29 protein-coding genes are annotated in these 21022 nt (G+C 75.2%); 3 read left to right on the top strand and 26 right to left on the bottom strand.

The window, feature by feature from the left end; genetic code table 11:
- Positions 1-63: 63 nt before the first annotated feature.
- Together UXQ13_RS05635 and UXQ13_RS05640 are read right to left on the bottom strand one after the other, a co-directional pair.
- A complete protein-coding gene (locus UXQ13_RS05635) occupies positions 64-810 on the bottom strand; it encodes a hypothetical protein (RefSeq protein ID WP_336391912.1) in 747 nt (248 codons plus the stop codon).
- Positions 811-908: 98 nt separating this feature from the next.
- On the bottom strand, positions 909-1610 hold the full coding sequence (locus tag UXQ13_RS05640) for a TrmH family RNA methyltransferase (RefSeq protein ID WP_336391913.1): 702 nt from the start codon (positions 1608-1610) through the stop codon (positions 909-911).
- A 23-nt stretch (positions 1611-1633) separates the two neighbouring features.
- Here UXQ13_RS05640 and UXQ13_RS05645 point away from each other — a divergent pair, with 23 nt between their 5' ends.
- Positions 1634-1966: a DUF952 domain-containing protein gene (locus tag UXQ13_RS05645; RefSeq protein ID WP_336391914.1), complete on the top strand. Its 333-nt coding sequence runs from the start codon at positions 1634-1636 to the stop codon at positions 1964-1966.
- Here the strand turns inward: UXQ13_RS05645 and UXQ13_RS05650 are convergent.
- The 5 genes from UXQ13_RS05650 to rpsB form a co-directional block, all read right to left on the bottom strand.
- Positions 1963-3030, bottom strand: coding sequence for a phosphatidate cytidylyltransferase (locus UXQ13_RS05650; protein WP_336391915.1), 1068 nt, complete (start codon positions 3028-3030; stop codon positions 1963-1965). The two genes, UXQ13_RS05645 and UXQ13_RS05650, sit on opposite strands and share 4 nt — an antisense overlap.
- A 22-nt stretch (positions 3031-3052) precedes the next feature.
- Positions 3053-3610, bottom strand: a complete 558-nt coding sequence (gene frr, locus UXQ13_RS05655) for a ribosome recycling factor (protein ID WP_225234961.1) — start codon at positions 3608-3610, stop codon at positions 3053-3055.
- 56 nt (positions 3611-3666) lie between these two features.
- Positions 3667-4440 carry a UMP kinase gene (gene pyrH / locus UXQ13_RS05660; RefSeq protein ID WP_263639390.1) on the bottom strand — a complete coding sequence of 258 codons (774 nt, stop codon included), beginning with the start codon at positions 4438-4440 and terminating at the stop codon, positions 3667-3669.
- Between the two features lie 36 nt (positions 4441-4476).
- A complete protein-coding gene (gene tsf, locus UXQ13_RS05665) occupies positions 4477-5292 on the bottom strand; it encodes a translation elongation factor Ts (RefSeq protein WP_336391916.1) in 816 nt (271 codons plus the stop codon).
- Positions 5293-5377: 85 nt separating this feature from the next.
- A complete protein-coding gene (rpsB, locus tag UXQ13_RS05670; protein WP_225234959.1) occupies positions 5378-6340 on the bottom strand; it encodes a 30S ribosomal protein S2 in 963 nt (320 codons plus the stop codon).
- Positions 6341-6668: 328 nt separating this feature from the next.
- On the opposite strand from rpsB, the gene UXQ13_RS05675 reads away from it, so the two are divergent.
- Positions 6669-7172 (top strand): M23 family metallopeptidase, encoded by a 504-nt coding sequence (locus UXQ13_RS05675; RefSeq protein ID WP_336391917.1) that lies wholly within the window; start codon positions 6669-6671, stop codon positions 7170-7172.
- Here the strand turns inward: UXQ13_RS05675 and UXQ13_RS05680 are convergent.
- From UXQ13_RS05680 to rpsP, 19 genes are all read right to left on the bottom strand, one after another.
- Positions 7135-7527 (bottom strand): nuclear transport factor 2 family protein, encoded by a 393-nt coding sequence (locus tag UXQ13_RS05680; RefSeq protein WP_336391918.1) that lies wholly within the window; start codon positions 7525-7527, stop codon positions 7135-7137. The two genes, UXQ13_RS05675 and UXQ13_RS05680, sit on opposite strands and share 38 nt — an antisense overlap.
- Positions 7524-7901 (bottom strand): DUF4267 domain-containing protein, encoded by a 378-nt coding sequence (locus tag UXQ13_RS05685; protein WP_336391919.1) that lies wholly within the window; start codon positions 7899-7901, stop codon positions 7524-7526. The genes UXQ13_RS05680 and UXQ13_RS05685 overlap by 4 nt, the downstream gene beginning before the upstream one ends.
- Positions 7898-8497 carry a hypothetical protein gene (locus UXQ13_RS05690; protein ID WP_336391920.1) on the bottom strand — a complete coding sequence of 200 codons (600 nt, stop codon included), beginning with the start codon at positions 8495-8497 and terminating at the stop codon, positions 7898-7900. Before UXQ13_RS05690 ends, UXQ13_RS05685 begins: the two co-directional genes overlap by 4 nt.
- On the bottom strand, positions 8467-9099 hold the full coding sequence (locus UXQ13_RS05695) for a class I SAM-dependent methyltransferase (RefSeq protein WP_336391921.1): 633 nt from the start codon (positions 9097-9099) through the stop codon (positions 8467-8469). The genes UXQ13_RS05690 and UXQ13_RS05695 overlap by 31 nt, the downstream gene beginning before the upstream one ends.
- Before the next feature lie 65 nt (positions 9100-9164).
- On the bottom strand, positions 9165-9959 hold the full coding sequence (gene whiG / locus UXQ13_RS05700) for an RNA polymerase sigma factor WhiG (protein WP_225234953.1): 795 nt from the start codon (positions 9957-9959) through the stop codon (positions 9165-9167).
- A 50-nt stretch (positions 9960-10009) separates the two neighbouring features.
- Complete coding sequence (locus tag UXQ13_RS05705) at positions 10010-10966, bottom strand: tyrosine recombinase XerC (RefSeq protein ID WP_336391922.1); 957 nt, start codon at positions 10964-10966, stop codon at positions 10010-10012.
- Between the two features lie 109 nt (positions 10967-11075).
- The gene (gene dprA, locus UXQ13_RS05710) at positions 11076-12305 is read right to left on the bottom strand and encodes a DNA-processing protein DprA (protein WP_336391923.1); all 1230 of its coding nucleotides are present in this window, start codon (positions 12303-12305) and stop codon (positions 11076-11078) included.
- Positions 12302-13819 (bottom strand): YifB family Mg chelatase-like AAA ATPase, encoded by a 1518-nt coding sequence (locus tag UXQ13_RS05715; RefSeq protein WP_336391924.1) that lies wholly within the window; start codon positions 13817-13819, stop codon positions 12302-12304. Before UXQ13_RS05715 ends, dprA begins: the two co-directional genes overlap by 4 nt.
- A complete protein-coding gene (locus UXQ13_RS05720; RefSeq protein ID WP_225234949.1) occupies positions 13819-14199 on the bottom strand; it encodes a YraN family protein in 381 nt (126 codons plus the stop codon). The genes UXQ13_RS05715 and UXQ13_RS05720 overlap by 1 nt, the downstream gene beginning before the upstream one ends.
- A 111-nt stretch (positions 14200-14310) precedes the next feature.
- Entirely contained in the window at positions 14311-14631 is a 321-nt protein-coding gene (locus tag UXQ13_RS05725) for a DUF2469 domain-containing protein (protein WP_091242871.1), read from the bottom strand.
- On the bottom strand, positions 14628-15371 hold the full coding sequence (locus tag UXQ13_RS05730; protein WP_336391925.1) for a ribonuclease HII: 744 nt from the start codon (positions 15369-15371) through the stop codon (positions 14628-14630). Before UXQ13_RS05730 ends, UXQ13_RS05725 begins: the two co-directional genes overlap by 4 nt.
- Before the next feature lie 136 nt (positions 15372-15507).
- Positions 15508-16236 carry a response regulator transcription factor gene (locus UXQ13_RS05735; RefSeq protein WP_336391926.1) on the bottom strand — a complete coding sequence of 243 codons (729 nt, stop codon included), beginning with the start codon at positions 16234-16236 and terminating at the stop codon, positions 15508-15510.
- Positions 16237-16373: 137 nt separating this feature from the next.
- Complete coding sequence (lepB, locus tag UXQ13_RS05740; protein ID WP_336391927.1) at positions 16374-17279, bottom strand: signal peptidase I; 906 nt, start codon at positions 17277-17279, stop codon at positions 16374-16376.
- A 115-nt stretch (positions 17280-17394) separates the two neighbouring features.
- Positions 17395-17760, bottom strand: coding sequence for a 50S ribosomal protein L19 (gene rplS, locus UXQ13_RS05745; protein WP_225234945.1), 366 nt, complete (start codon positions 17758-17760; stop codon positions 17395-17397).
- 162 nt (positions 17761-17922) lie between these two features.
- Positions 17923-18417, bottom strand: a complete 495-nt coding sequence (locus tag UXQ13_RS05750; protein WP_336391928.1) for an NUDIX domain-containing protein — start codon at positions 18415-18417, stop codon at positions 17923-17925.
- Positions 18414-19139: a tRNA (guanosine(37)-N1)-methyltransferase TrmD gene (gene trmD / locus UXQ13_RS05755; protein ID WP_225234943.1), complete on the bottom strand. Its 726-nt coding sequence runs from the start codon at positions 19137-19139 to the stop codon at positions 18414-18416. Before trmD ends, UXQ13_RS05750 begins: the two co-directional genes overlap by 4 nt.
- Positions 19136-19633, bottom strand: a complete 498-nt coding sequence (rimM, locus tag UXQ13_RS05760) for a ribosome maturation factor RimM (protein ID WP_336391929.1) — start codon at positions 19631-19633, stop codon at positions 19136-19138. Before rimM ends, trmD begins: the two co-directional genes overlap by 4 nt.
- Before the next feature lie 38 nt (positions 19634-19671).
- Positions 19672-19908: an RNA-binding protein gene (locus tag UXQ13_RS05765; RefSeq protein WP_225234941.1), complete on the bottom strand. Its 237-nt coding sequence runs from the start codon at positions 19906-19908 to the stop codon at positions 19672-19674.
- A 3-nt stretch (positions 19909-19911) separates the two neighbouring features.
- Positions 19912-20385, bottom strand: a complete 474-nt coding sequence (rpsP, locus tag UXQ13_RS05770; protein ID WP_336391930.1) for a 30S ribosomal protein S16 — start codon at positions 20383-20385, stop codon at positions 19912-19914.
- Between the two features lie 368 nt (positions 20386-20753).
- Here rpsP and UXQ13_RS05775 point away from each other — a divergent pair, with 368 nt between their 5' ends.
- A complete protein-coding gene (locus UXQ13_RS05775; protein WP_336391931.1) occupies positions 20754-20927 on the top strand; it encodes a VOC family protein in 174 nt (57 codons plus the stop codon).
- The last annotated feature ends 95 nt before the right edge of the window (positions 20928-21022 follow it).

The following is a 21022-nucleotide window of genomic DNA, read 5'->3' on the forward strand; positions in this document are numbered from 1 at the left end:
CGCACCACTGTCCCACCGGCAGGTGCCCCGTGTCCTCGTCGGGACGGTGAGATCGGTCCCGGCTCAGACCGGCGGGTCGGTCGTCACCGGCCCGGCGGGGTCGGTCGTCGGCCCGGCCGACGGCGCCGTGGGCTGCTCGGTGGGTGCTGCGGTGGTGGGCGCGGAGGACGTCGCCGGGTCGGTCGACGCCGGGTCCGTGCCCGGGTCGGGCGTCCCCGGGTCGGCAGGGCCGGGGCCCGAGGCGCTGGTGGTGGGCGCGGTCGGGCCCGCGTCGGTGGGCACCACCACGGGGACCACGGCCGGGTCCGCCGGCCCCGCTGCCGGGGGCGACGGTGCTGCGGTCGGGTCCGGGGTGGGGACCGCCGGCAGCGCGGGGGCAGCAGGGACTGCGTCGACGGCTCCGGCGGACGGTCGCGGCACGGCCGGCGAGGTGGCGTCGGCGACCGGCGTCGACGACGGAGCCACCGCCGGGGCGGTCGGCGGGGCGGGGTCGCCCTGGGCCAGCGGGACCGCCGTCCCCGCGGTGCCCGCCGCGGCGGGGACGGCGGCGGACGCGGGTGCCGGGGCCGTCGGGCTGCCCAGCGACGCCAGGACGGCGGCGAGGACGACCAGCACCACCGCACCGGTGGCCACGACCAGGCGGCCCACCGAGCCCGGGGACCGGGCAGGGGGCGGGTCGACCGCCGGGACCTCCGGGACGGGGTCCCCGGCGGCGTCGGACGGGGCGACGGCGTCCCCCGCGGTGAGCCACTCGGGCAACCAGCCGTCGTCCCAGGCCGGTCCGGGCCGCGGCACCACGGAGCTGCTCACGGGACCTCCCTCCGGCCCGGCGGGTCCCGGACGCAGGCCATGCTGACCGACCACCGGCGCCCGACGCGGGAGGCGCCACGGCCCGGGCCGGGGTGCGGTCAGCCGCCGTGACCGGTGGGGCTGGTGTGCTGCCGGATCCAGGCGTGCATCGCGATCCCGGCCGCCACCCCGGCGTTCAGCGACCGGGTGGACCCGAACTGGGCGATCGCCACCGTCAGGTCGGCGCCGGCCCGCGCCTCGGGGGTGAGGCCGGGTCCCTCCTCGCCGAAGAGCAGCACGCAGGCCGCCGGCAGGTCGGCGGTCTCCAGCGGCACGGCGCCGGGACCGTTGTCCACCGCGACCACGGCCAGCCCCTCGGCGCGGGCGTGGTCCAGCAGCGCGGCGACGTCGGGGTGGTGGCGCAGGTGCTGGTAGCGGTCGGTGACCATGGCCCCCCGGCGGTTCCAGCGGCGGCGGCCGACCACGTGGACCTCGGCGGCCAGGAACGCGTTGGCGGTGCGCACCACCGTCCCGATGTTCAGGTCGTGGCCGAAGTTCTCGATGGCCACGTGGAAGGGGTGCCGCCGGCGGTCCAGGTCGGCCACCACCGCCTCGACGGTCCAGTACCGGTAGCCGTCGACGACGTTGCGACGGTCGCCCTCGGCCAGCAGCTGCGGGTCGTACCTAGGGTCCGTCGGCCACGGCCCGGCCCACGGACCGACCCCGACCGACGTCGGCCACTCGGTGGGGCCTGGCTCGCCGACCTGGTCGGGCTCGTCGACCGGACCGGGGTCGTCGGTGGGGTCGGGCTGCTGGTCCATCGCGGGCAGCCTAGGTTGGCGGCGTGCTGCTGCACCTGTGCACCGTCGAGGACTGGGACACCGCTGCCGCCCGGGGCGGTGTCGACCCGCTGCCCGAGGTCGGCTTCGTGCACCTGTCTACACCCGACCAGGTCCACCTGCCGGCCCAGCGGCTGTTCGCCGGCCGGGACGACGTCCTGCTGCTCGTGGTGGACGAGGACCGGCTGACCGACCCGGTGCGCTACGAGCCCGGCGTCCCCGGTGACCCGGAGTCCATGCGCTTCCCGCACCTCTACGGTCGGCTGCCCGCCGCCGCGGTGGTGCGGGCCGTGCCGTGGCCGGAGCCGCGGACGGCGACCGACCTGCCGGCGCTCTAGCCCGGGACGATCGCGGTGAGCAGCAGGTAGGCCACCACGGCCGAGGGCAGCAACGAGTCCATCCGGTCCATCAGGCCGCCGTGCCCGGGCAGCATCGTGCCCATGTCCTTGATCCCGAGGTCGCGCTTGATCAGCGACTCGGCGAGGTCGCCGAGGGTGGCGGTGGCCGCCATGGCCACCCCGAAGGCGATGCCGCCCCACCAGGGCCCGTGGAAGGTCAGCGTGATGACCAGGGTGCCGATGACCGCGCACGCCAGCACCGAGCCCGCGAAGCCCTCCCAGGACTTCTTCGGGCTGATCGACTTGGCCATCGGGTGCTTGCCGAACAGCACGCCGGCGGCGAAGCCGCCGACGTCGCTGCAGACCACGGTGGCGATGAACAGCAGCACCCGGGCCGTGCCGTCCGCCGGGGTCAGCAGCAGGACGGCGAACCCGGCCAGCAACGGGACGTACAGCGCCACCAGAACCGCCGCGGAGGCGTCGCGCAGGTAGCCCACCGGGCCGTCGCCCAGCCGCCAGAGCAGCACGGCCAGCACGGTGAGCAGGAAGGCGACGACCAGGCCCGAGGCGCCGCGGGTCCAGGCCAGGCCCACCATCAGCAGCCCGCCGACCAGCACCGGCGGCAGCGGCGGCCGGTAGCCGCCCCGGTCCAGCGCCCGCACCAGCTCGGTCACGCTGACCACCACGGCCAGCGCCACGACCAGCAGGAACGAGGGCCGGTACAGGAACAGGGAGGCGATGACCACCGCCCCCATGCCGGCGCCGACCCCGATCGCCGCACCCAGGTTGCGACCGGTCCGGCTGGTCCGCGGTGCCCCGCTGGGGGTGTCGGCCGGCGGCTCGCCGGTGGCCTCGGCGCCCAGGGCGTCGGGCAGCGCGGTCAGCGGGGGCTCGTCGCCGTCGTCGGCGGGGTTGGCCGGTGGCGGGATCTCCGGCCGGGGGCCGTCCGCGGCCGGCGCCGGCCGGCCGACCAGCGGCAGGGCCTCGGTGGTGGGCTCGGCCAGCCGGGAACGGCCGGAGCCCGGTCCGTCGGGACCGGGCTGCGGGTGCGGTGAGGAGGCCATCGGCGGTGGCGGCGGGGGTCGGTCAGACCTCGAGCAGCTCGGCTTCCTTGTTCTTCATCGCGTCGTCGATGCCGGTGATGTGCTGGGCGGTGAGGTCGTCGAGCTCCTTCTCCGCGCGGCGCACCTCGTCCTCGCCGGCCTCGCCGTCCTTGTTGATCCGGTCCAGCTCCTCCTTGGCCCGGCGGCGGACGTTGCGGATCGCGATCTTGGCGTCCTCGCCCTTGCTGCGGGCCTGCTTGACCAGGTCGCGGCGACGCTCCTCGGTCAGCTGCGGGAAGTTGACCCGGATCAGCTGGCCGTCGTTGGTCGGGTTGACGCCCAGGTCGGAGTTGCGGATCGCCTTCTCGATGGCGCCCAGCTGGCCGGCGTCGTAGGGCTTGATGACCGCCATGCGGGCCTCGGGCACGGTGATGGAGGCCATCTGCGGGACCGGGGTCATCGCGCCGTAGTACTCGACCACGATGCGGTTGAACATCGACGGGGCGGCCCGGCCGGTGCGCACGGAGCCGAGGTCCTCGCGGGCCACGGAGAGCGCCTTGTCCATCCTGTCCTCGGCGTCGAGCAGGGTGTCGTCGATCACGTTGTTCTCCTCCTGCGGCCCTGCGGCCGGTCTGTTCTGGTCGTGCGGGCTGGGCCTCAGGCGGACCGGCTGATCAGCGTGCCGATCCTCTCACCCGCCACCGCGCGGGCGATGTTGCCGTCGCGGAGCAGGTTGAACACGACGATCGGCATGCGGTTGTCCATGCACAGGCTGATCGCGGTCGCGTCGGCGACGGCCAGCTGGTCGGTGAGCACCGTGGCGTAGTCCAGGTCGGTGTACATCGTGGCGGCGGGGTTGGTGCGGGGGTCGTCGTCGTAGACGCCGTCCACCCCGTTCTTCGCCATCAGCAGCACCTGGCACTCGATCTCCAGGGCCCGCTGGGCGGCCACGGTGTCGGTGGAGAAGTACGGCATGCCGGCGCCGGCGCCGAAGATGACCACGCGGCCCTTCTCCAGGTGCCGCATGGCCTTGCGCGGGATGTAGGGCTCGGCGACCTGACCCATCGTGATGGCGGTCTGCACCCGGGTCTCGATGCCGGCCTTCTCGCAGAAGTCCTGCAGGGCCAGGCAGTTCATGACCGTGCCGAGCATGCCCATGTAGTCGGCGTGCCCGCGGTCCATGCCCGCCTGGGAGAGCTCGGCGCCGCGGAAGAAGTTGCCGCCGCCGACGACGATGGCCACCTGGGTGCCCCGGGAGACGACGACGGCCAGCTGCTCGGCGATGTCGCGGATGATGGTCGGGTCGACCCCGACCCCACCTCCGCCGAAGGCCTCACCGGAGAGCTTGAGCAGCACCCGGTCGTAGCCGCCGGCCCCGGCGGCCTGGAAGGCGGTGGGGGCCGAGAGCGGCAGTGCGGGGGTCTGGGTCACGTGGTCCTCATCCGTGGCGACGTGCGGGTCCTGCTGTCAGCTCTGGCCGACCTCGAACCGGGCGAACCGGTCCACGGTCAGGCCGGCCTCGTCGATGACCTGCTTCACCGTGCGCTTGGGCTCGGTGATGGAGGGCTGCTCGAGGAGCACGAAGTCCTTGTAGTAGGAGTTCACCCGGCCCTCGACGATCTTGGTGATCGCCTGCTCCGGCTTGCCCTCCTCCTTCGCGGTCTGCTCGGCGACGCGGCGCTCGGTCTCGACGGCCTCGGCCGGGACCTCGTCGCGGGTGAGGAAGCGCGGACGGGCAGCGGCGATGTGCATCGCCAGCGACCGGGCGGCCTCCTCGGTGCCCGAGGAGTACTGCACCGCGACGCCGATGGCCGGGGGCAGGTCCGTGGCCCGCTTGTGCAGGTAGACCGCGGTCGGGCCGTCGAAGACGGTGAAGCGGGAGAGCACGAGCTTCTCGCCGATGCGGGCGGACTCGCCCTCGACGAGCTTCTCCACGGTCTGGCCGTCGACCTCGGTGGCCAGCAGCGCAGCGGCGTCGGCCGGCTTGCTCTGCAGCGCGATGTCGAGCAGTCGCTCGGCCAGCGCGGCGAAGTCGGTGTTCTTGGCGACGAAGTCGGTCTCGCAGTCGAGCTCGAGCATCGCGCCGTCGCGGGTGACGACCAGGCCGTTGGTGGTCGAGCGCTCCAGGCGCTTGCCCACGTCCTTGGCGCCCTTGACGCGCAGGAGCTCGACGGCCTTGTCGTAGTCGCCGTCGGACTCGGTCAGGGCCTTCTTGCAGTCCATCATGCCGGCGCCGGTGGCGTCGCGCAGACGCTTGACGTCGGTCGCTGTGACAGCAGCCATGTCACTTCCTCTTCTGTGCTGGGTGTGGGGGGACATGCCGCGGCGCCGCCGTCCGCCCGGGTGGACGGACGGCGGCGCCGTCGGGTCACGCCTGGGTGGTGCTGTCCTGCACGATCTCGGTGACGGCCGGGTCGCCGGCGTTCGGCGCCTGGTCGGCCTCGGTCACCGCGGGGACCTCGGCAGGGGTCTCCGCCGGGGTCTCGGCAGCGGCGTCGGCCGGGACCGAGCTGTCGGCCGGCGCAGCGGCGTCGGCGCCCTGACCACCGGTCAGCAGCTCCTTCTCCCAGTCGGCCAGCGGCTCGGCGTCGGCGGCGGCCGGCGCAGCGCCGTCCTCACCGCGACCGGCGTTGGCCTGCGCGGCGGAGCGAGCCATGAGGCCCTCGGCGACGGCGTCGGCGATCACCCGGGTGAGCAGGGCGGCGCTGCGGATCGCGTCGTCGTTGCCCGGGATCTTGTAGTCGACCTCGTCGGGGTCGCAGTTGGTGTCCAGGATCGCCACGACGGGGATGCCCAGCTTGCGGGCCTCGCCGACGGCGATGTGCTCCTTCTTGGTGTCCACGACCCAGACGGCGCTGGGGACCTTCTTCATGTCGCGGATACCGCCGAGGGAGCGCTCCAGCTTGGCCTTCTCGCGGGAGAGGACCAGCTGCTCCTTCTTGGACAGGCTGACCAGCGAACCGGTCTGCTCGAGGTCCTCGAGCTCCTTGAGGCGCTCCAGCCGCTTGTAGACGGTCTGGAAGTTGGTGAGCATCCCGCCCAGCCAGCGCTGGTTCACGTAGGGCATGCCGACGCGGGTCGCCTGCTCGGCGATGGCCTCCTGGGCCTGGCGCTTGGTCCCGATGAACATGATCGAACCGCCGTGGGCGACGGTCTGCTTCACGAACTCGTAGGCCTGGTCGATGTAGCCCAGCGTCTGCTGGATGTCGATGATGTAGATGCCGTTGCGCTCGGTGAAGATGAAGCGCTTCATCTTCGGGTTCCAGCGACGGGTCTGGTGCCCGAAGTGGACCCCGCTGTCGAGCAGGTTCTTCATGCTGACGACTGCCACGTGGCGCCGCCTCTCTGTGTGCACGCGCGGCACCCGACCCTCCGGCCGGTCCACCGCGCTACTCGGTTGTCGCGGGCACCGGGTGGTGCACCGCCCTGGCGTCCTGAGCGGGCCACTCCCCCGCCGGAGCGGGACCGAGGTGGCATCCGCCCCACCGCGTGGCGGTGGGAGGAGGACGCGCGAAGTCGACCGGTCGCGAGACCGGTCGCAGGGGCGAGCATACCCGCACCCCGGGGACCCCCGACCGCGGTCCTCCACAGCCGGGCCCGCCGTCCACAGCCGGGCCTCGCCGGCCCTGCCGGGCGGTCCTCCGCGGCACCCTGCGGTCATGCCCGTGCTGCGCCTGGTCCTGCTCGCCGCGCTGACCGGCGCCCTGCTCACCGGGGCCGCCCCGGCGGTGGCCGCGCCGCCCGTGCCGGTCGGGACCTACGGCTGGCCGCTGGCGGGGACGCCGTCGGTGACCCGCCCGTTCGCACCGCCGGCCAGCACGTACGGGCCCGGCCACCGCGGGGTGGACCTGGCCGGCCCGGCCGGTGCCCCGGTGCTCGCCGCGGGCGCGGGCGTGGTGGCCTTCGCCGGCATGGTGGCCGGCCGACCGGTGGTCAGCGTCGACCACCCCGACGGCGTCCGGACCACCTACGAGCCGGTGCAGCCGACCGTGGCGGCCGGGCAGCCGGTGGCCCGGGGCGCACCGGTCGGCGTGCTGCTGGCCGGTCACGCGGGCTGCCCGGTCGAGGCCTGCCTGCACTGGGGTGCCCGGACCGGGGAGACCTACCTGGACCCGCTGCTGCTGCTCACCCCTCCGCGGGTGCGGCTGCTGCCGTGGGGCTGAGCGGCGTGCCCTGGTGGAACCAGATCTGCCAGCGGTCGCCCGTGCGCCGCCAGACCGAGCTGCGCCCCACGGCCACCCCGTCGCGCTCGGTGCGGTAGGTCAGGTGGACGACGTCGTCGGCCAGCCGGGTGCCGCCCATGCCGGACACGACCAGCTCGACGCCGGCCAGGGACAGCTCCCCCGCCATCGCCGCCACGATCTCCGGCCTGGTCCAGACCCGGCCGGAGGACCCGAACTCCACGAAGTCCGGGTGCAGGAGCTCCCCGGCCTGCGCCGAGGACCGCACCTGCGGCCGCAGCAGGGCGAGCTCGCCCTCGACCGCCTGCTGCACCCCGTCGTCGGTCGGCGTGCTCACCGACGGTGCCAGCGCAGGGCCCCGGCAGCGCTGGTGGCGAGGACCAGCAGGGACAGCACCGCGCTGCGGGTCGCGGTGTCGGACTTCCGCGTGGCCACCAGGACCGCAGCCGCGTCGATGCCGGTCAGCAGCAGGGTCACCTCGGTGGTGCGCTGCGCCTGGGGAGGCGGGCTGACCAGCACGGCCGCACCCATGGCGATGTTGCGGGCGGCGACGAGCCGGACCAGCAACGGCAGGGCGCGGTCGTGCTCCGTCGCCCGGGGGTGCACCCCGAGCAGCCGGGCCATCCGCCGCGGTGCGAACAGGGCGACCGTGCCCAGCCACATCGAGAGGGAGCCGACGGACAGGCGGGTGGTGGCCCAGGGATCGGTCATGGCTCCCCGGTAACCCGGTCGCCCCCGTCCCGAACCCTGCCGGCGCCGACCAGCACCAGGACCAGCGCCAGGAAGGGCAAGGTGGCGGCGCTGGCCACGACGTCGCTGACGGTGGCGACGGCGAAGGCGCCGGCGTCCGGGTCCCGCAGCGGGCCGAGCACCTGGCCCGCCCCGAGCGCCGCGACCGAGGCCGGCAGGGTGAGGACCGCCGAGACCGCACCCCCGGCGACGACCCCGGCCAGCACCGTCGCCGGTGCCGCGCGGACCGCCCGCAGACCCACGCGGGTGCCCCGGGCGAGGGCCCCGCGGCGACGCGCCACCCCTCCCCCGGGCAGGTCCACCAGGGCACCGGTGACCCACAGCTGCGCGAGGACCGCGGTCAGCACGCCGACGACGTCGACCGCCAGCGCGTGCCAGCGGCTGGGGTCGTCCCGGACCAGGAGCTGACGGACGACGTCGGGGACGGTGTTGACCGCCGTGGCCAGCGCGGCGGTCAGGTAGGCGGTGCGGCGGTGGCGGACCAGCAGGCGGAGCGCCCGGGTCAGCACGTCCCGCGCCGACCCGGTCACCGGCGGGTGGCCACGCCCAGCAGCCACCGTCCCCCGACCCGGCTGCGGTGCGTCCGCGCGGGGACGTCGAAGCCGGCCTCCTCCAGCCCGCGGAGCAGGTCGTCCTCGGTGAACCGGTCCGCCGGGTGCCGGGACAGCAGGCGGAACCACCGGGCGTCGATCAGCGCCGACGTCAGCTCGGCGTAGGCCAGCTGCCCGCCGGGCCGGAGCACCCGGGCGTACTCGGCGACCACGGCCGGCCAGTCCGGGACGTGGTGCAGCGTGTGCATCGAGACCACGAGGTCCTGGCTGGCGGAGCCCACCGGCAGCGCGGCCGCGTCGGCGCGCTCGACGGTGACCCGGTCGCCCAGGTCGGCCAGGGCACGCCGGGCCGCCTCGACCGAGGCCGGGTGCAGGTCGACCGCGCGGACCGCGGTGGCGCCCAGGGCGGAGACCGCGACCCGCGCACCGAGGCCGCGGCGGCCGGTGCCGACGTCCAGGCACCGGGCCCCGTGCGCACCCAGGCGGGCCAGCGCCGCCCCCTCGACCCGCAGGCCCAGCTCGTACCGCAGGCGTGAGTCCACCCAGAGCGGGGTGGCGTCGACGACGGTGGGCGGGGCGGGGCGGCGGGGTCCGGTCAGCTGGTCCACCACGGCGCGCTACCCGGGTCGAGGGGGGTGCTACGCCGGGATGTGTCCCCCGGCGGTACCGGCGCTCAGGCGATGTCGGCGAGCTTGGTGCGCAGGTGCAGCACGGCCTTGGTGTGCAGCTGGCAGATCCGGCTCTCGGTCACCCCGAGCACCCGGCCGATCTCGGCCAGGGTGAGGCCCTCGAAGTAGTAGAGGCTCACCACGACCTTCTCCCGGTCGGGCAGCTGCTCCACCGCGCGGGCCAGCAGCTGGCGGGCCTCGCCGTGCTCGGCCATCGCCTGCGGGTCCAGCGCGGAGGTGTCCTTGAGGGTGTCGACCAGCCGCGGCGCGCCGCCGTCGTCGTCGCCCAGGAGCTCGTCGAGGGCCACCACGTTGACCAGCGAGAGCTGGCCGAGGAACTTGCGGATCTCCTCCACCTCGACGCCCATCGCGTCGGCGACCTCGCTGTCGGTGGGGCTGCGCTGCAGCGTGGTCTCCAGCGACGCCACGGTGCGCTCGAACTCCCGGGCCTTCATCCGCACCGAGCGCGGGATCCAGTCGGTGGAGCGCAGCTCGTCGATGATCGCGCCGCGGATGCGGGCCATCGCGTAGCTCTCGAACTTGACCTCGCGCGAGGGCTCGTAGCGGCTGATCGCGTCGATCAGGCCGAACGTGCCGTAGGAGACCAGGTCGGCCTGCTCCACGTGCGCGGGGAGGCCGGAGCCGACCCGCCCGGCCACGTACTTGACCAGGGGGGCGTAGTGCAGGATCAGCCGGTCCCGCAGGCCGCCGTCCCGGCCCGCGACGTACCGGGCCCACAGGTCGGCCAGCGCGGCGTCCGCGTCCCGGGCCGCCTGGTCGTCCACCCGGGCCTCAGCCACGCGAGCGCTCCTGTGCCGTGCTGGTCGTCCCCGTCACCGTGTGCTCCTCCTCAGGCCCGCGGATGGGCTGCCGCATGGACCGCCCGGAGCCGCTCGACCGTCACGTGCGTGTAGATCTGCGTCGTCGCGAGGCTAGCGTGACCGAGCAGCTCCTGGACCGACCGCAGGTCCGCGCCCCCCTCCAGCACGTGCGTGGCGGCTGAGTGCCGCAGCCCGTGCGGGCCCAGCTCGGGCGCCCCGGGCACCGCCGCGGTGGCCGCGTGCACCACCCGGCGGACCTCCCGCGGGTCGATCCGCGCGCCGCGCACGCCCAGCAGCAGGGCCGGTCCGCTGCCCTCGCGGGCCAGCACCGGGCGGCCGTCGGCCAGCCAGCGGCGCAGTGCCTGCTCGGCCGGGATGCCGAACGGGACGCTGCGCTCCTTGCGGCCCTTGCCCAGCACCCGCAGCAGCCGTCGGCCGTGGTCCACGTCGTCGACGTCCAGGCCGACCAGCTCGGCCACCCGGATCCCGCTGCCGTAGAGCAGCTCCACGGCCAGCGCGTCGCGCAGCGCGAGGGCGGCGTCGGCGGGCGGGGCGTCCTCGGCCACCGGGCGGGGCACCTCGGACACCGCCCGCGCCTGGTCGGCGGTCAGCACGTCGGGCAGCGTGCGGTGCGAGCGGGGGCTGGCCAGCCGCAGGCCGACGTCCTCCGTCGTCAGGCCGCTGCGCCGCAGGTGGGCGGTGAACCCGCGCGCGGAGGCGGCCCGGCGGGCGGTGGTGGCCCGGCTGTCGCCCCGGGTGCGCCCGAGCGCCAGCCAGCTGCGCAGGGCGGCGAGGTCCAGGTCGGTCACCCGGGTGCCGCCCAGGCGGACCAGGTGGTCCAGCAGCGAGACCACGTCGCCGGTGTAGGCGCGGACCGTGTGCTCGGACAGGTCCCGCCCGGCGACCAGGTGCTCGACCCAGGCGTCCAGCGGCTCGGCCAGCGTCGGCGGCAGCGCCGCACGCGCCAGGGCGGTCCGGCTGGTCATGACGGCGAGCCTGCGCGAGGCCGCCCCGGCTGGTCAACCGGCCACGCCGCGCACGCCATCCCCTCGGGCACGCAGGTGCAGGCCCCCGGGTGAGCGCCGTCGCAGCCGATCACCGAGCGTGCACCCCCGGGCTCCTCCCCCGCGCCACCCGCCAGCCGGTGCCGGTGCGCTCGACCAGCCCGTGCAGCTCCAGCACCGGGAGCACCCGCAGCGCGTCGAGCTCGGCGCAGCCGGCGATCGCGGCCAGCCGCTCGGGCGGCACGCCGACCCGCACCGGGCAGGCGTCCAGCACCCGGCGGGCCACGTCGGGCAGGTCGTCGCGGACGTCGTCGGGCCGCGCGGGCGGGTCGGCCAGGTCGACCCCCAGCTCCCCCACCGCCTCCAGCACCTCGGCGGCCGAGCTGACCAGCTGCACACCGTCGTCGGCGCGCAGCAGCTGGTGGCAGCCCACGCTCATCGCGCTGGTGACCGGGCCGGGGACGGCCATCACCACCTTGCCCAGGCCGCGGGCCCGGTGGGCGGTGGCCTGCGCCCCCGACCGGGCCGCCGCCTCGACCACCACCGTGCCGGCGGTGAGCGCCGCGATCAGCCGGTTGCGGACCAGGAACCGGTGCCCCAGCGACGCGCAGCCCGGCGGCCACTCGCTGACCAGCAGGCCCTCGGCCAGGACGGCGGCGAACAGCGCCTCGTGCTGGCGCGGGTAGACCCGGTCGACCCCGCACGCCAGCACCGCCACCGTCGTCCCGCCGGCGGCCAGCGCGCCGCGGTGCGCGGCGGCGTCGATGCCCAGAGCTCCCCCGGACACCGTCGACCACCCGCGGTCCGCCAACCCCGCGGCGAGGTCGGCGGCGACGTGGTTGCCGTAGGCGGTGCTCGCCCGGGACCCCACCACGGCCACCGACCGGACCGTGGCGTGGTCCAGCCGCGGCCGCCCCCGCACCCACAACGCCAGCGGGGGCACCAGCGCCGTCGTCCGGTCGCCGCCCTGGTCCCCGCCCGCGGCGGCGAGGGTCAGGCAGTGCAGGGCCACCGTCGGCCACTCCTCGTCCTCCGGGGTGACCAGCCGCGCGCCGATGCGGGCCGCGGCCGCCAGGTCGTCGGCCGTGCGGTCCTCGGCCAGCCGGGAGCCGGCGAGGGCGAGCACCCGGGGCGGCGCAGACCCCCGCAGCAGGGCGCGGACGGCGGCGACCGGACCCTGCTGCTCCACCCAGCGCACCACCTCCGCCGTGCCCGGCTCGAAGGCGCGGGACAGCCACGCCCGCGCGCGGCGCGACCGCCCGGGGTCGTCGGCGTCCCCGGCGAGGGCGGCCGGCAGCGGGCCGCCCGGCACCGCGCTCACGCCGCTGCCCCGGTCAGCCGCAGCCCCAGGGCCTCGGCCACGTCGTCGGCCCCGGGGACCGCCCGGCCGGCCAGGTCGGCGATCGTCCAGGACACCCGGATCACCCGGTCCAGCCCCCGCACCGACAGCGCGCCGCGCTCCAGGGCGCGCTCGGCCAGCTGCAGCGCACCCCGCGGCACCGGCCACCTCTCGCGCAGCAGCCGTCCGGGCACCTCGGCCGTCGTCCGCAGGCCGGTGCCGGCCAGCCGGTCGGCCGCGGCGGCGCGGGCCTGCTCCACCCGGGTGGCGACGGCGGCCGTCGACTCCGGCGTGGTGCGGCCGTCCAGCCAGCCGGCCCGGGTGACCGGCGGCAGCTGCACCCGGAGGTCGACCCGGTCCAGCAGCGGGCCCGACAGCCGCGCGGCGTACCGGCGGCGCTCGACCGAGCCGCAGGTGCACGACGCGTCGCCGGCCGGGGAGGCGCAGGGGCACGGGTTGGCGGCCAGGACGAGCTGGGAGCGGCACGGGAAGGTCGCCGACCCGTGCGCCCGGTGGATGGTCACCGTGCCCCGCTCCAGGGGCTGGCGGAGGGTGTCCAGCACCGCCCGCGGGAACTCGGGCGCCTCGTCCAGGAAGAGGACACCGGCGTGCGCCCGGGACAGCGCGCCGGGCCGGATCTGCCCGGAGCCGCCGCCGACCAGGCTGACCGCGGTCGCCGAGTGGTGCGGCGCCTCGAACGGCGGCCGGGTGATCAGCGGTGCACCGGGCGGCAGCGTGCCGGCCACCGACGCGATCGCGGTGACCTCGGTCGCCAGGTCGTCGGCCAGCGCCGGCAGCAACCCGGGCAGCCGCTCGGCGAGCATGGTCTTGCCCGCACCCGGTGGACCGGACAGGAACAGGTGGTGCCCGCCCGCCGCGGCCACCTCCAGTGCCCGGCGGCCGGTGGCCTGACCGACCACGTCGGACAGGTCGGGCCCCGGCGCGGGCGGGCCACCGGGACGGCGCCGGTGCGGCGCCACCCGGACCCGGCCGGCCAGGTGGGCGAGGACCTCGGCCAGCTCGCCGACCGCCAGCACCTCCACCCCGGGCACCAGGGACGCCTCGTCGGCGTTGGCCCGGGCCACCACCACCCGGGTGCGCCCGGTGCGCGAGGCGGCCAGCACGGCGGGCAGCACGCCCCGCACCTCGCGGACCGAGCCGTCGAGCCCGAGCTCGCCGAGGAACACCAGGTCGTCCAGCCCGGTGCGCGGCACCACCTGGCACGCGGCCAGCAGCCCGACCGCGATCGCCAGGTCGAACCCGCTGCCCTGCTTGGGCATCGACGCCGGGGACAGCCCGATGGTGAACTTGCGCTGCGGCAGGGCGTGGCCGACGTTGCCCAGCGCCGCGCGGACCCGGTCCAGCGACTGGCGGACCACGGCGTCGGGCAGCCCGACCAGGGCGATGCCCGGCAGGCCCTGCGCGTTGTCCACCTCGACCTCGACGGGCGTGCCGGTGACGCCGGCCAGACCCACCGACCAGGTGCGGGCCAGCATCAGAACGCTGCCCGGTGGTGGGTGACCTGGACCGGGCGGCCGGGCAGGGCCAGCACGGCGACGACGTCGAACCGCAGCTGCGCGGCGTGCGCCTCGTGGGCCTGCAGCCACAACCCGGACAGCGTCCGCAGCCGGCGGCGCTTGACCGCCGTGACCGCCTCGGCCGGGACGCCGTAGCCGGTGCCGCGCCGGGTCTTCACCTCGCAGAACACCAGCGCGTCGGCCTCGCGGGCCACCACGTCGAGCTCCCCGCGGGCGTGCCGCCAGTTGCGGTCCAGCACGAGCAGGCCGTGGTCTGTGAGGTACCGGACGGCGATGTCCTCGCCGAGGGCGCCGAGCTGGGACCTGGTGAGCGGTGGACGGGCGGGAGGTGGGGGCACCCCGTCACCGTTCCGCGCACACGTGCTCCGCGGGGTGCCCTGCGCCGATCTGTGGACGGCGCCCCCGGATGTGGACGACGGCGCGCACGACCGGCGCGGATGTGCTGGGGATCAGGTGATCCGCGGGTTCTCCGGCAGCTCGAGGTCGGGCTTGTCCAGCTCCTCGACGTTGACGTCCTTGAACGTCACGACCCGCACGTTCTTGACGAACCGGGCCGGTCGATACATGTCCCAGACCCAGGCGTCGGACAGCTTCAGCTCGAAGTAGACCTCGCCGCCGGCCTCCCGCACCTGCAGGTCGACCGAGTTGGCCAGGTAGAACCGCCGCTCGGTCTCCACCACGTAGGAGAACTGCCGGACGATGTCCTTGTACTCCCGGTAGAGCTGCAGCTCCATCTCGGTCTCGTACTTCTCGAGGTCCTCGGTGCTCATCGCGAGTTCTCCACGGGCGTCGGGGACTGGTGCACGCGGCCATCATCGTCCATCGGGCCGCGCGCGGTCCCGGGGGCGGTCCGCGCGGCGTGCGCGTCGCGGGCCCGGGCCACGTTGACGAACCGGTGCCGGTGCTCCGGGCAGGGGCCGAACCGGTCCAACGCGGCCGTGTGCAGGTCGGTGATGTAGCCCTTGTGCACGTCGAACTCGTAGTGCGGGAACCGGCCGTGCAGGTCGACCATCATCGCGTCCCGGGTGACCTTGGCCAGCACGGACGCCGCCGCGACGCAGGCCGCGACCCGGTCGCCCTTCCACACCGCCAGGCCTGGCTGGGCGAGCCCGGGCACCGGGAAGCCGTCGGTGAGCACGTAGTCCGGCGTGACCGCCAGCGTGCCCACCGCGCGGCGCAGGGCCTCGATGTTGGTGACGTGCATGCCGCGCTCGTCGAGCTCGGGGACGTCGACGACGACCACCGACCAGGCCAGGGCGCGGTCGACGACCTCGGCGTAGACGCGTTCGCGGGCGGCGGCGGTGAGCAGCTTGGAGTCGGCCAGGCCGGGCACCCGGCCCCGTCGTCCGGCCGGGAGGATGCACGCCGCGGCCACCAGCGGTCCGGCGCAGGCACCGCGCCCGGCCTCGTCCGCGCCGGCGACGGCGGCGAACCCGCGGCGGCGCAGGGAGCCCTCCATGGACCAGAGGGCGTCGGGCCGGGCGGGGGCACGGCGGGCGGGAGCAGACATCGCCTCCCGACCCTACGACGCCCGGGACGTGTCACGGGCCGGCCCCCGGGCGACGGGGACCGGCCCGGGGGTCGGAGGGTGGGAGTGCGGCCGGGGCGCCGAGGAGGCGGACACCCCGACCGCACGGGTCGGGGGGTCAGACCGCGGCGGCCTCGACGTCGGCGGGGACCTCGGCGGTGTGGCCGTGCGAGCAGGTGCAGGTGCTGCCGTTGCGGGCCGAGAGCACCAGCGAGACGGCGTGCGCCCGGTCGCGGGCACCCAGCTTGCGCAGGATGGCCTTGACGTGGCTCTTGACGGTGTCCTCGCTGATGAACAGGTTCCGGCCGATGGCGCGGTTGCTCTGGCCCTGGATGAGCTCGTCGAGGACGTCGGACTCGCGGCGGGTGAGCGGCACGGAGGGGGTGAGCTCCTTGGCGGCGGGCACCTCGCTGGGCTCCACCCGGCGGATCTGGGGGTCCACGACGGTGCGCCCGGCGCGGGCGGCCAGCACGGACCAGCCCAGCAGCGTGGGCGAGGTGTTCATCAGCAGGTAGCCGCGGATGCCGGCGGCCAGGGCCTCGTTCACCACGGCCGGGTCCTCGGAGGTGGCCAGGGCGACGATGGCGACGCGGGGGTAGCGGCGGCGCAGGTCGCGGCAGACGTTCAGGGTGGCGGCGCGGCCGGCACCCAGCTCGACGACGACGGCGTCGGGGCGGGCGGACTCGACCAGGGTGAGCGCCCGGCGGACCTCGCCGGGGACGCCGACGGCCTGCATGCCGGCGGTCTCGTTGATCATGCTGACCAGGCCGCGGCGCAGGACCGGGGCGTCGGCGAGCAGCAGCACGCGGGTGACGCCGCGGGTCGTTCCGGCCGGGGTGCTGGACATTGCGATTTCTCCGTTTCGAGAGCGATGACTGACAATGAGTTCATCGACTCACCCCACGGGGTGCTTGAACACTTTCTGATGATTTTTCTCGAACATCACCAGAAACACGCAATGCCATTCCCGAATGGCGTCGCGGATCAGCCGTAGCGGCGACGGCGCCAGGCGGTGACCGGCACGGCACCGGCCAGGCCGAGCAGGACCGGGGCCACGGCCACCACGTCGGCCTGCGGCGCGGCGCCCTCGACCTGCTGGGGCTGGATGTCCGGGCTGTCCAGGAAGGTGAACCGGCTGAACGGCCAGACGATGACCGAGGCCTTGCCGATCACGTCGTCCACGGCGATCGTCCCCGAGTACTGGTCGGAGACGTGGGAGCGGGAGTCCGCCGACGCCGACCGGTGGTCGCCCATCACCCAGAGCCGTCCCTCGGGCACGGTGACCGGTCCGAACGAACGGGACTCCGGCGGGGTGTTCTGGTAGATGTACGGCTCGTCCAGCGGCTGGCCGTCGACGGTGATCCGGCCCTGGTCGTCGCAGCACAGCACGGTCTGGCCGCCGGTGGCGATGACCCGCTTGACGTAGTCGTCCTCGCTGGGCGGCGCCACCCCGATCGCCCGGCCCAGGAACAGCGCCGCCGAGGAGAACCAGTTGGTGGGCTCGGCGACCTCGACCTCCGGCGTCCAGGTGTCCGGGCCCTGGAAGACGACGATGTCGCCGGGCTGCGGGTCGGAGAACCAGTAGGGCGGCTTCGTGACCAGCACCCGGTCCCCCGTGCAGCCGGTGCAGCCGTGCAGCGTGGTCTCCATCGACCCCGACGGGATGAAGAAGGCCTGCACGAGGAAGGTCTTGACCAGCAGGGCCAGCACGAACGCGACGACCAGCAGGATCGGCAACTCCTTGAGCAGCGACCCCTTCTTCTGCTCCTCGCGGTCGCGGCGGCGGGCGCGGCGGGAGAACCGCCCGACCGGCACCTCGTCGCGGGCACCCTCGGCGCGGTGGCCGGCGCTGTCGTCGTCGGCGGGGCCGCGTGCCCGGTCGGTGCTCATCGCCGGTCAGCGTACGTTCCGCCGCCGACGAGCCCCCCGGGACGCAGGACGGCCCGGCTGCGTGTCGCAGCCGGGCCGTCCTGGGTGGCGCTGGGGTGGTGCGGGTGGCGCAGGGTCAGCGGGCGACGGCCTCGCGGACCTCGCGCTTCTCCTTGATCTTGGCGGCCTTGCCGCGCAGGTCGCGGAGGTAGTACAGCTTGGCCCGGCGGACGTCACCGCGGGTCAGCACCTCGATCTGCTCGACGACCGGGGTGTGCACCGGGAAAGTGCGCTCCACGCCGACGCCGAAGCTGACCTTGCGGACGGTGAAGGTCTCGCGGATCCCGCCGCCCTGGCGACGCAGGATGACGCCCTGGAACACCTGGATGCGCGAGCGGGTGCCCTCGATGACCCGCACGTGCACCTTCACGGTGTCCCCGGGGCGGAAGTCGGGGATGTCGTCGCGCAGCGACTCGGCGTCGAGGGCGTCCAGGGTGTTCATCGCAGCAGTCCTCAGTCCTAGCGGTGTCTGTATCCGGGCTGCCTGCCGGGCGCGCAGCGGCCTCGGCGTCTGATCCGGGGAACCGCGCTCGATGCAGAGCGGCAGCAGCAGCGTCCTATCCTGCCACACCTGCCGGCCCCCGGGTGCCGGGGGCCTGTGATCTCAGCCCTCGACCACCCGCGGCGGGCCGGTCCAGGGCCCGGCCAGCAGGTCGGGGAGCAGGTCGGCGAGGTCCCCGGGGGCGAACGCCTCCCCCGACGCGGCCACCTCGTCCCGGCTCCACCAGCGGTGCGGCTCGTCGGCCAGCACCTCGAGCTCCGTGCGGGCCCCGACCTGCACCACGTGCTCGACGCCCCGCAGGAGGAAGAAGGTCTCGCGGCTGTCGATCTCCTGGTCGCCGAACCGGCCCAGGTGCCGGCGCAGCCACACCGGGCCCTCCAGGTCCTCGGGCGCGACGACCAGCCCGACCTCCTCGGCCAGCTCACGGGCGGCGGCCGCCCGCAGCGTCTCGCCGTCCTCGACGCCGCCGCCGGGGGTGCACCAGAACAGGACGTCCCCGGGGACGGCGTCCGGACCGGTCAGCCGGGCCCCCAGCAGCAGCACCCGGCCCTCCGGCGACAGCACCAGCACGCGGGCGGTGGGCCGGACCCAGCTCACGCGTCGGCGTCCAGCGCGGCGCGGTCGGCCGCGGTCAGCTCCACCCCGGCCAGCAGGTCGGGACGTCGGTCGGCCGTGCGCCGGATCGACTCCGCGCGCCGCCAGCGGGCGATCGCCGCGTGGTCGCCGGACAGCAGCACCGGCGGGACGGCGTGCCCCTCCCAGACGGCCGGGCGGGTGTAGGACGGGCCCTCCAGCAGGCCGTCGGCGTGCGAGTCGAACTCCACGGACTCGGCGTTGCCGACCACGCCGGGCAGCAGCCGGGTGACCGCCTCGACCATCACCAGGACGGCGGACTCCCCACCGGCCAGCACGTAGTCGCCGATGCTGACCTCGGACACCGGGCCGGCGGCGGCCGCGGCGTCGGCGACCCGCTGGTCGATGCCCTCGTAGCGGCCGCAGGCGAACACCAGGCCGGGCTCGGTGGCCCACTGCGCGGCGACGGCCTGGGTGAACGGCCGGCCCGCCGGGGTGGGCACGACCAGCCGGGTGCCGGGCGGGCGGACCTCGGCCAGCGCGCGGCCCCACGGCTCAGGGCGCATGACCATGCCGGGGCCACCGCCGTAGGGGCTGTCGTCGACGGTGCGGTGCACGTCGTCGGTCCACCGGCGCAGGTCGTGCACGCCGATCTCGACCAGGCCCTTGGCCGCGGCCTTGCCCAACAGGGCCTGGCCGAGCGGGGCGAGGTACTCCGGGAAGATCGTGAGGACGTCGATCCTCACAGCTCCAGCAGCCCCTCGGGCGGGGTCAGGACCAGGTGGCCGGCGGCCAGGTCGACGGTCGGCACGATCGCGGTCACGAACGGCACCAGCAGGTCGTGGGTGCCGGGGCGGCGGACGACGAGCAGCTCGGCGGCGTCGTGCCGGACCCCGGACACGGTGCCCACCACGGTGCCGTCGACCAGCTGGACGGTGAGCCCGACGAGCTGGTGGTCGTAGAACGAGTCGTCGTCGAGTTCGGGGAGGTCGGCGACCTCGACCACGAGCATCGTGTTGCGGATGGCCTCGGCGGCCTGCCGGTCCTCGACCCCGGCGATCCGCAGGAGCAGCGTGCCCGAGTGCCACTTCACCGACTCGACGGTGAGCGGACCGCGCTCGGCCGGCTCGGTGGCCAGCACCGCGCCGGCGGTGAAGCGGCGGTCGGGGTCGTCGGTGCGCACCTCGACGGTCACCTCACCACGGACACCGTGGGGCCGGCCGATGCGGCCGACCACCACGGTGTCCGGTGAGCTGTCCTGCGGGTGCGGGGTGGTGCTCAGCGCCCGTCGGTGTCGACGACGTCGACCCGCAGGCCGCGCCCCCCGACACCGGTCATGACCTGGCGCAGCGCCTTGGCGGTGCGTCCGCCACGGCCGATCACCTTGCCGAGGTCCTCGGGGTGCACCCGGACCTCGAGGGTCTTGCCGCGGCGGCCGTCGATCAGGTCGACGGCGACGTCGTCGGGGTTGTCGACGATGCCCTTGACCAGGTGCTCGAGCGCTTCTTCGAGCACGGGTTACTCGGCGGCCGTCTTGCCGGCGGAGCCGTCGGCAGGGGCGTCCTCGGCCAGCTTGGCCTCGGCCTCGGGGGTGGCGTCGGCCTTGACCGCAGCCTTCTTCTTCGGCGTGGTGGCACCGGCGGCGGGCTCGTCGGCGGCCGCGCGGGCGGCCTCCTCGTAGGTGGCCTTCTTGTCCGGCTTGGGCTCGGCGACGCGCATGGGGGCCGGCGCCGGCTCGCCCTTGAACTTCTGCCAGTCACCGGTCACGCGGAAGATCGCGGCCACGGCCTCGGTCGGCTGGGCGCCGACACCGAGCCAGTAGGCGGCGCGCTCGGCGTCGACCTCCATGTAGGAGGGGTCCTCCTTGGGGTGGTACAGACCGATGGTCTCGATCGACCGGCCATCGCGCTTGGTGCGGGCGTCGGCGACGACGATGCGGTAGTACGGCGCGCGCTTCTTGCCGAGACGCATGAGCTTGATCTTGGTGGCCACGGTGTGTGGTGTGCTCCTCGTACGAGATTCGGGGTGCCCACCCCGGCAGACGTGTGGGGTTGCGTCCGGGGGCGGTGCGGCTGGACACGCTCGTCGACGGTGAGAGGGCCGCCGGGTCACGTGTTCGACCGCTCATCATGCCAGACGACGGGAGGACGCCGGATGCTGCTGCACCACGTGGAGCTGTGGGTGCCCGACCTCACGCGCGCCGAGCGCTCGTGAGGGTGGTTGCTGACGGCGCTGGGCGCGCAGCCGTACCAGGCGTGGGACCACGGGCGGTCGTGGCGGGACGGCGACCTCTACGTGGTGCTCGGCCCCGTCCAGAGGCTCGCGGCGAGCTTGCGAGTCGTGAGGAGGACGGGGTCCTTTTGCTGGCGTTCCACGTCGCGGCCGGCCACCTGGACGAGCTGGTGGCCGCGGCGCCGTCCCACGGGTGGCGGTTGCTGTTCGGCGACCGGCACCCGTTCGCCGGTGGCCGGGACCACCGCGCCGCCTACCTGGAGGACGCCGACGGCTTCGAGGTGGAGCTGGTCGCCCGCTGACCGGCGTGGATCAGCTGGGTGCAGCACCGTGCGTCCTGGCTCACCGGCGTCGGTGAGCCAGGACGGACGTGGATCAGCTGAGCTGATCCACGCCG

This window comes from Klenkia terrae, assembly GCF_037083865.1.
Taxonomy (GTDB): Bacteria; Actinomycetota; Actinomycetes; order Mycobacteriales; family Geodermatophilaceae; genus Klenkia; species Klenkia terrae.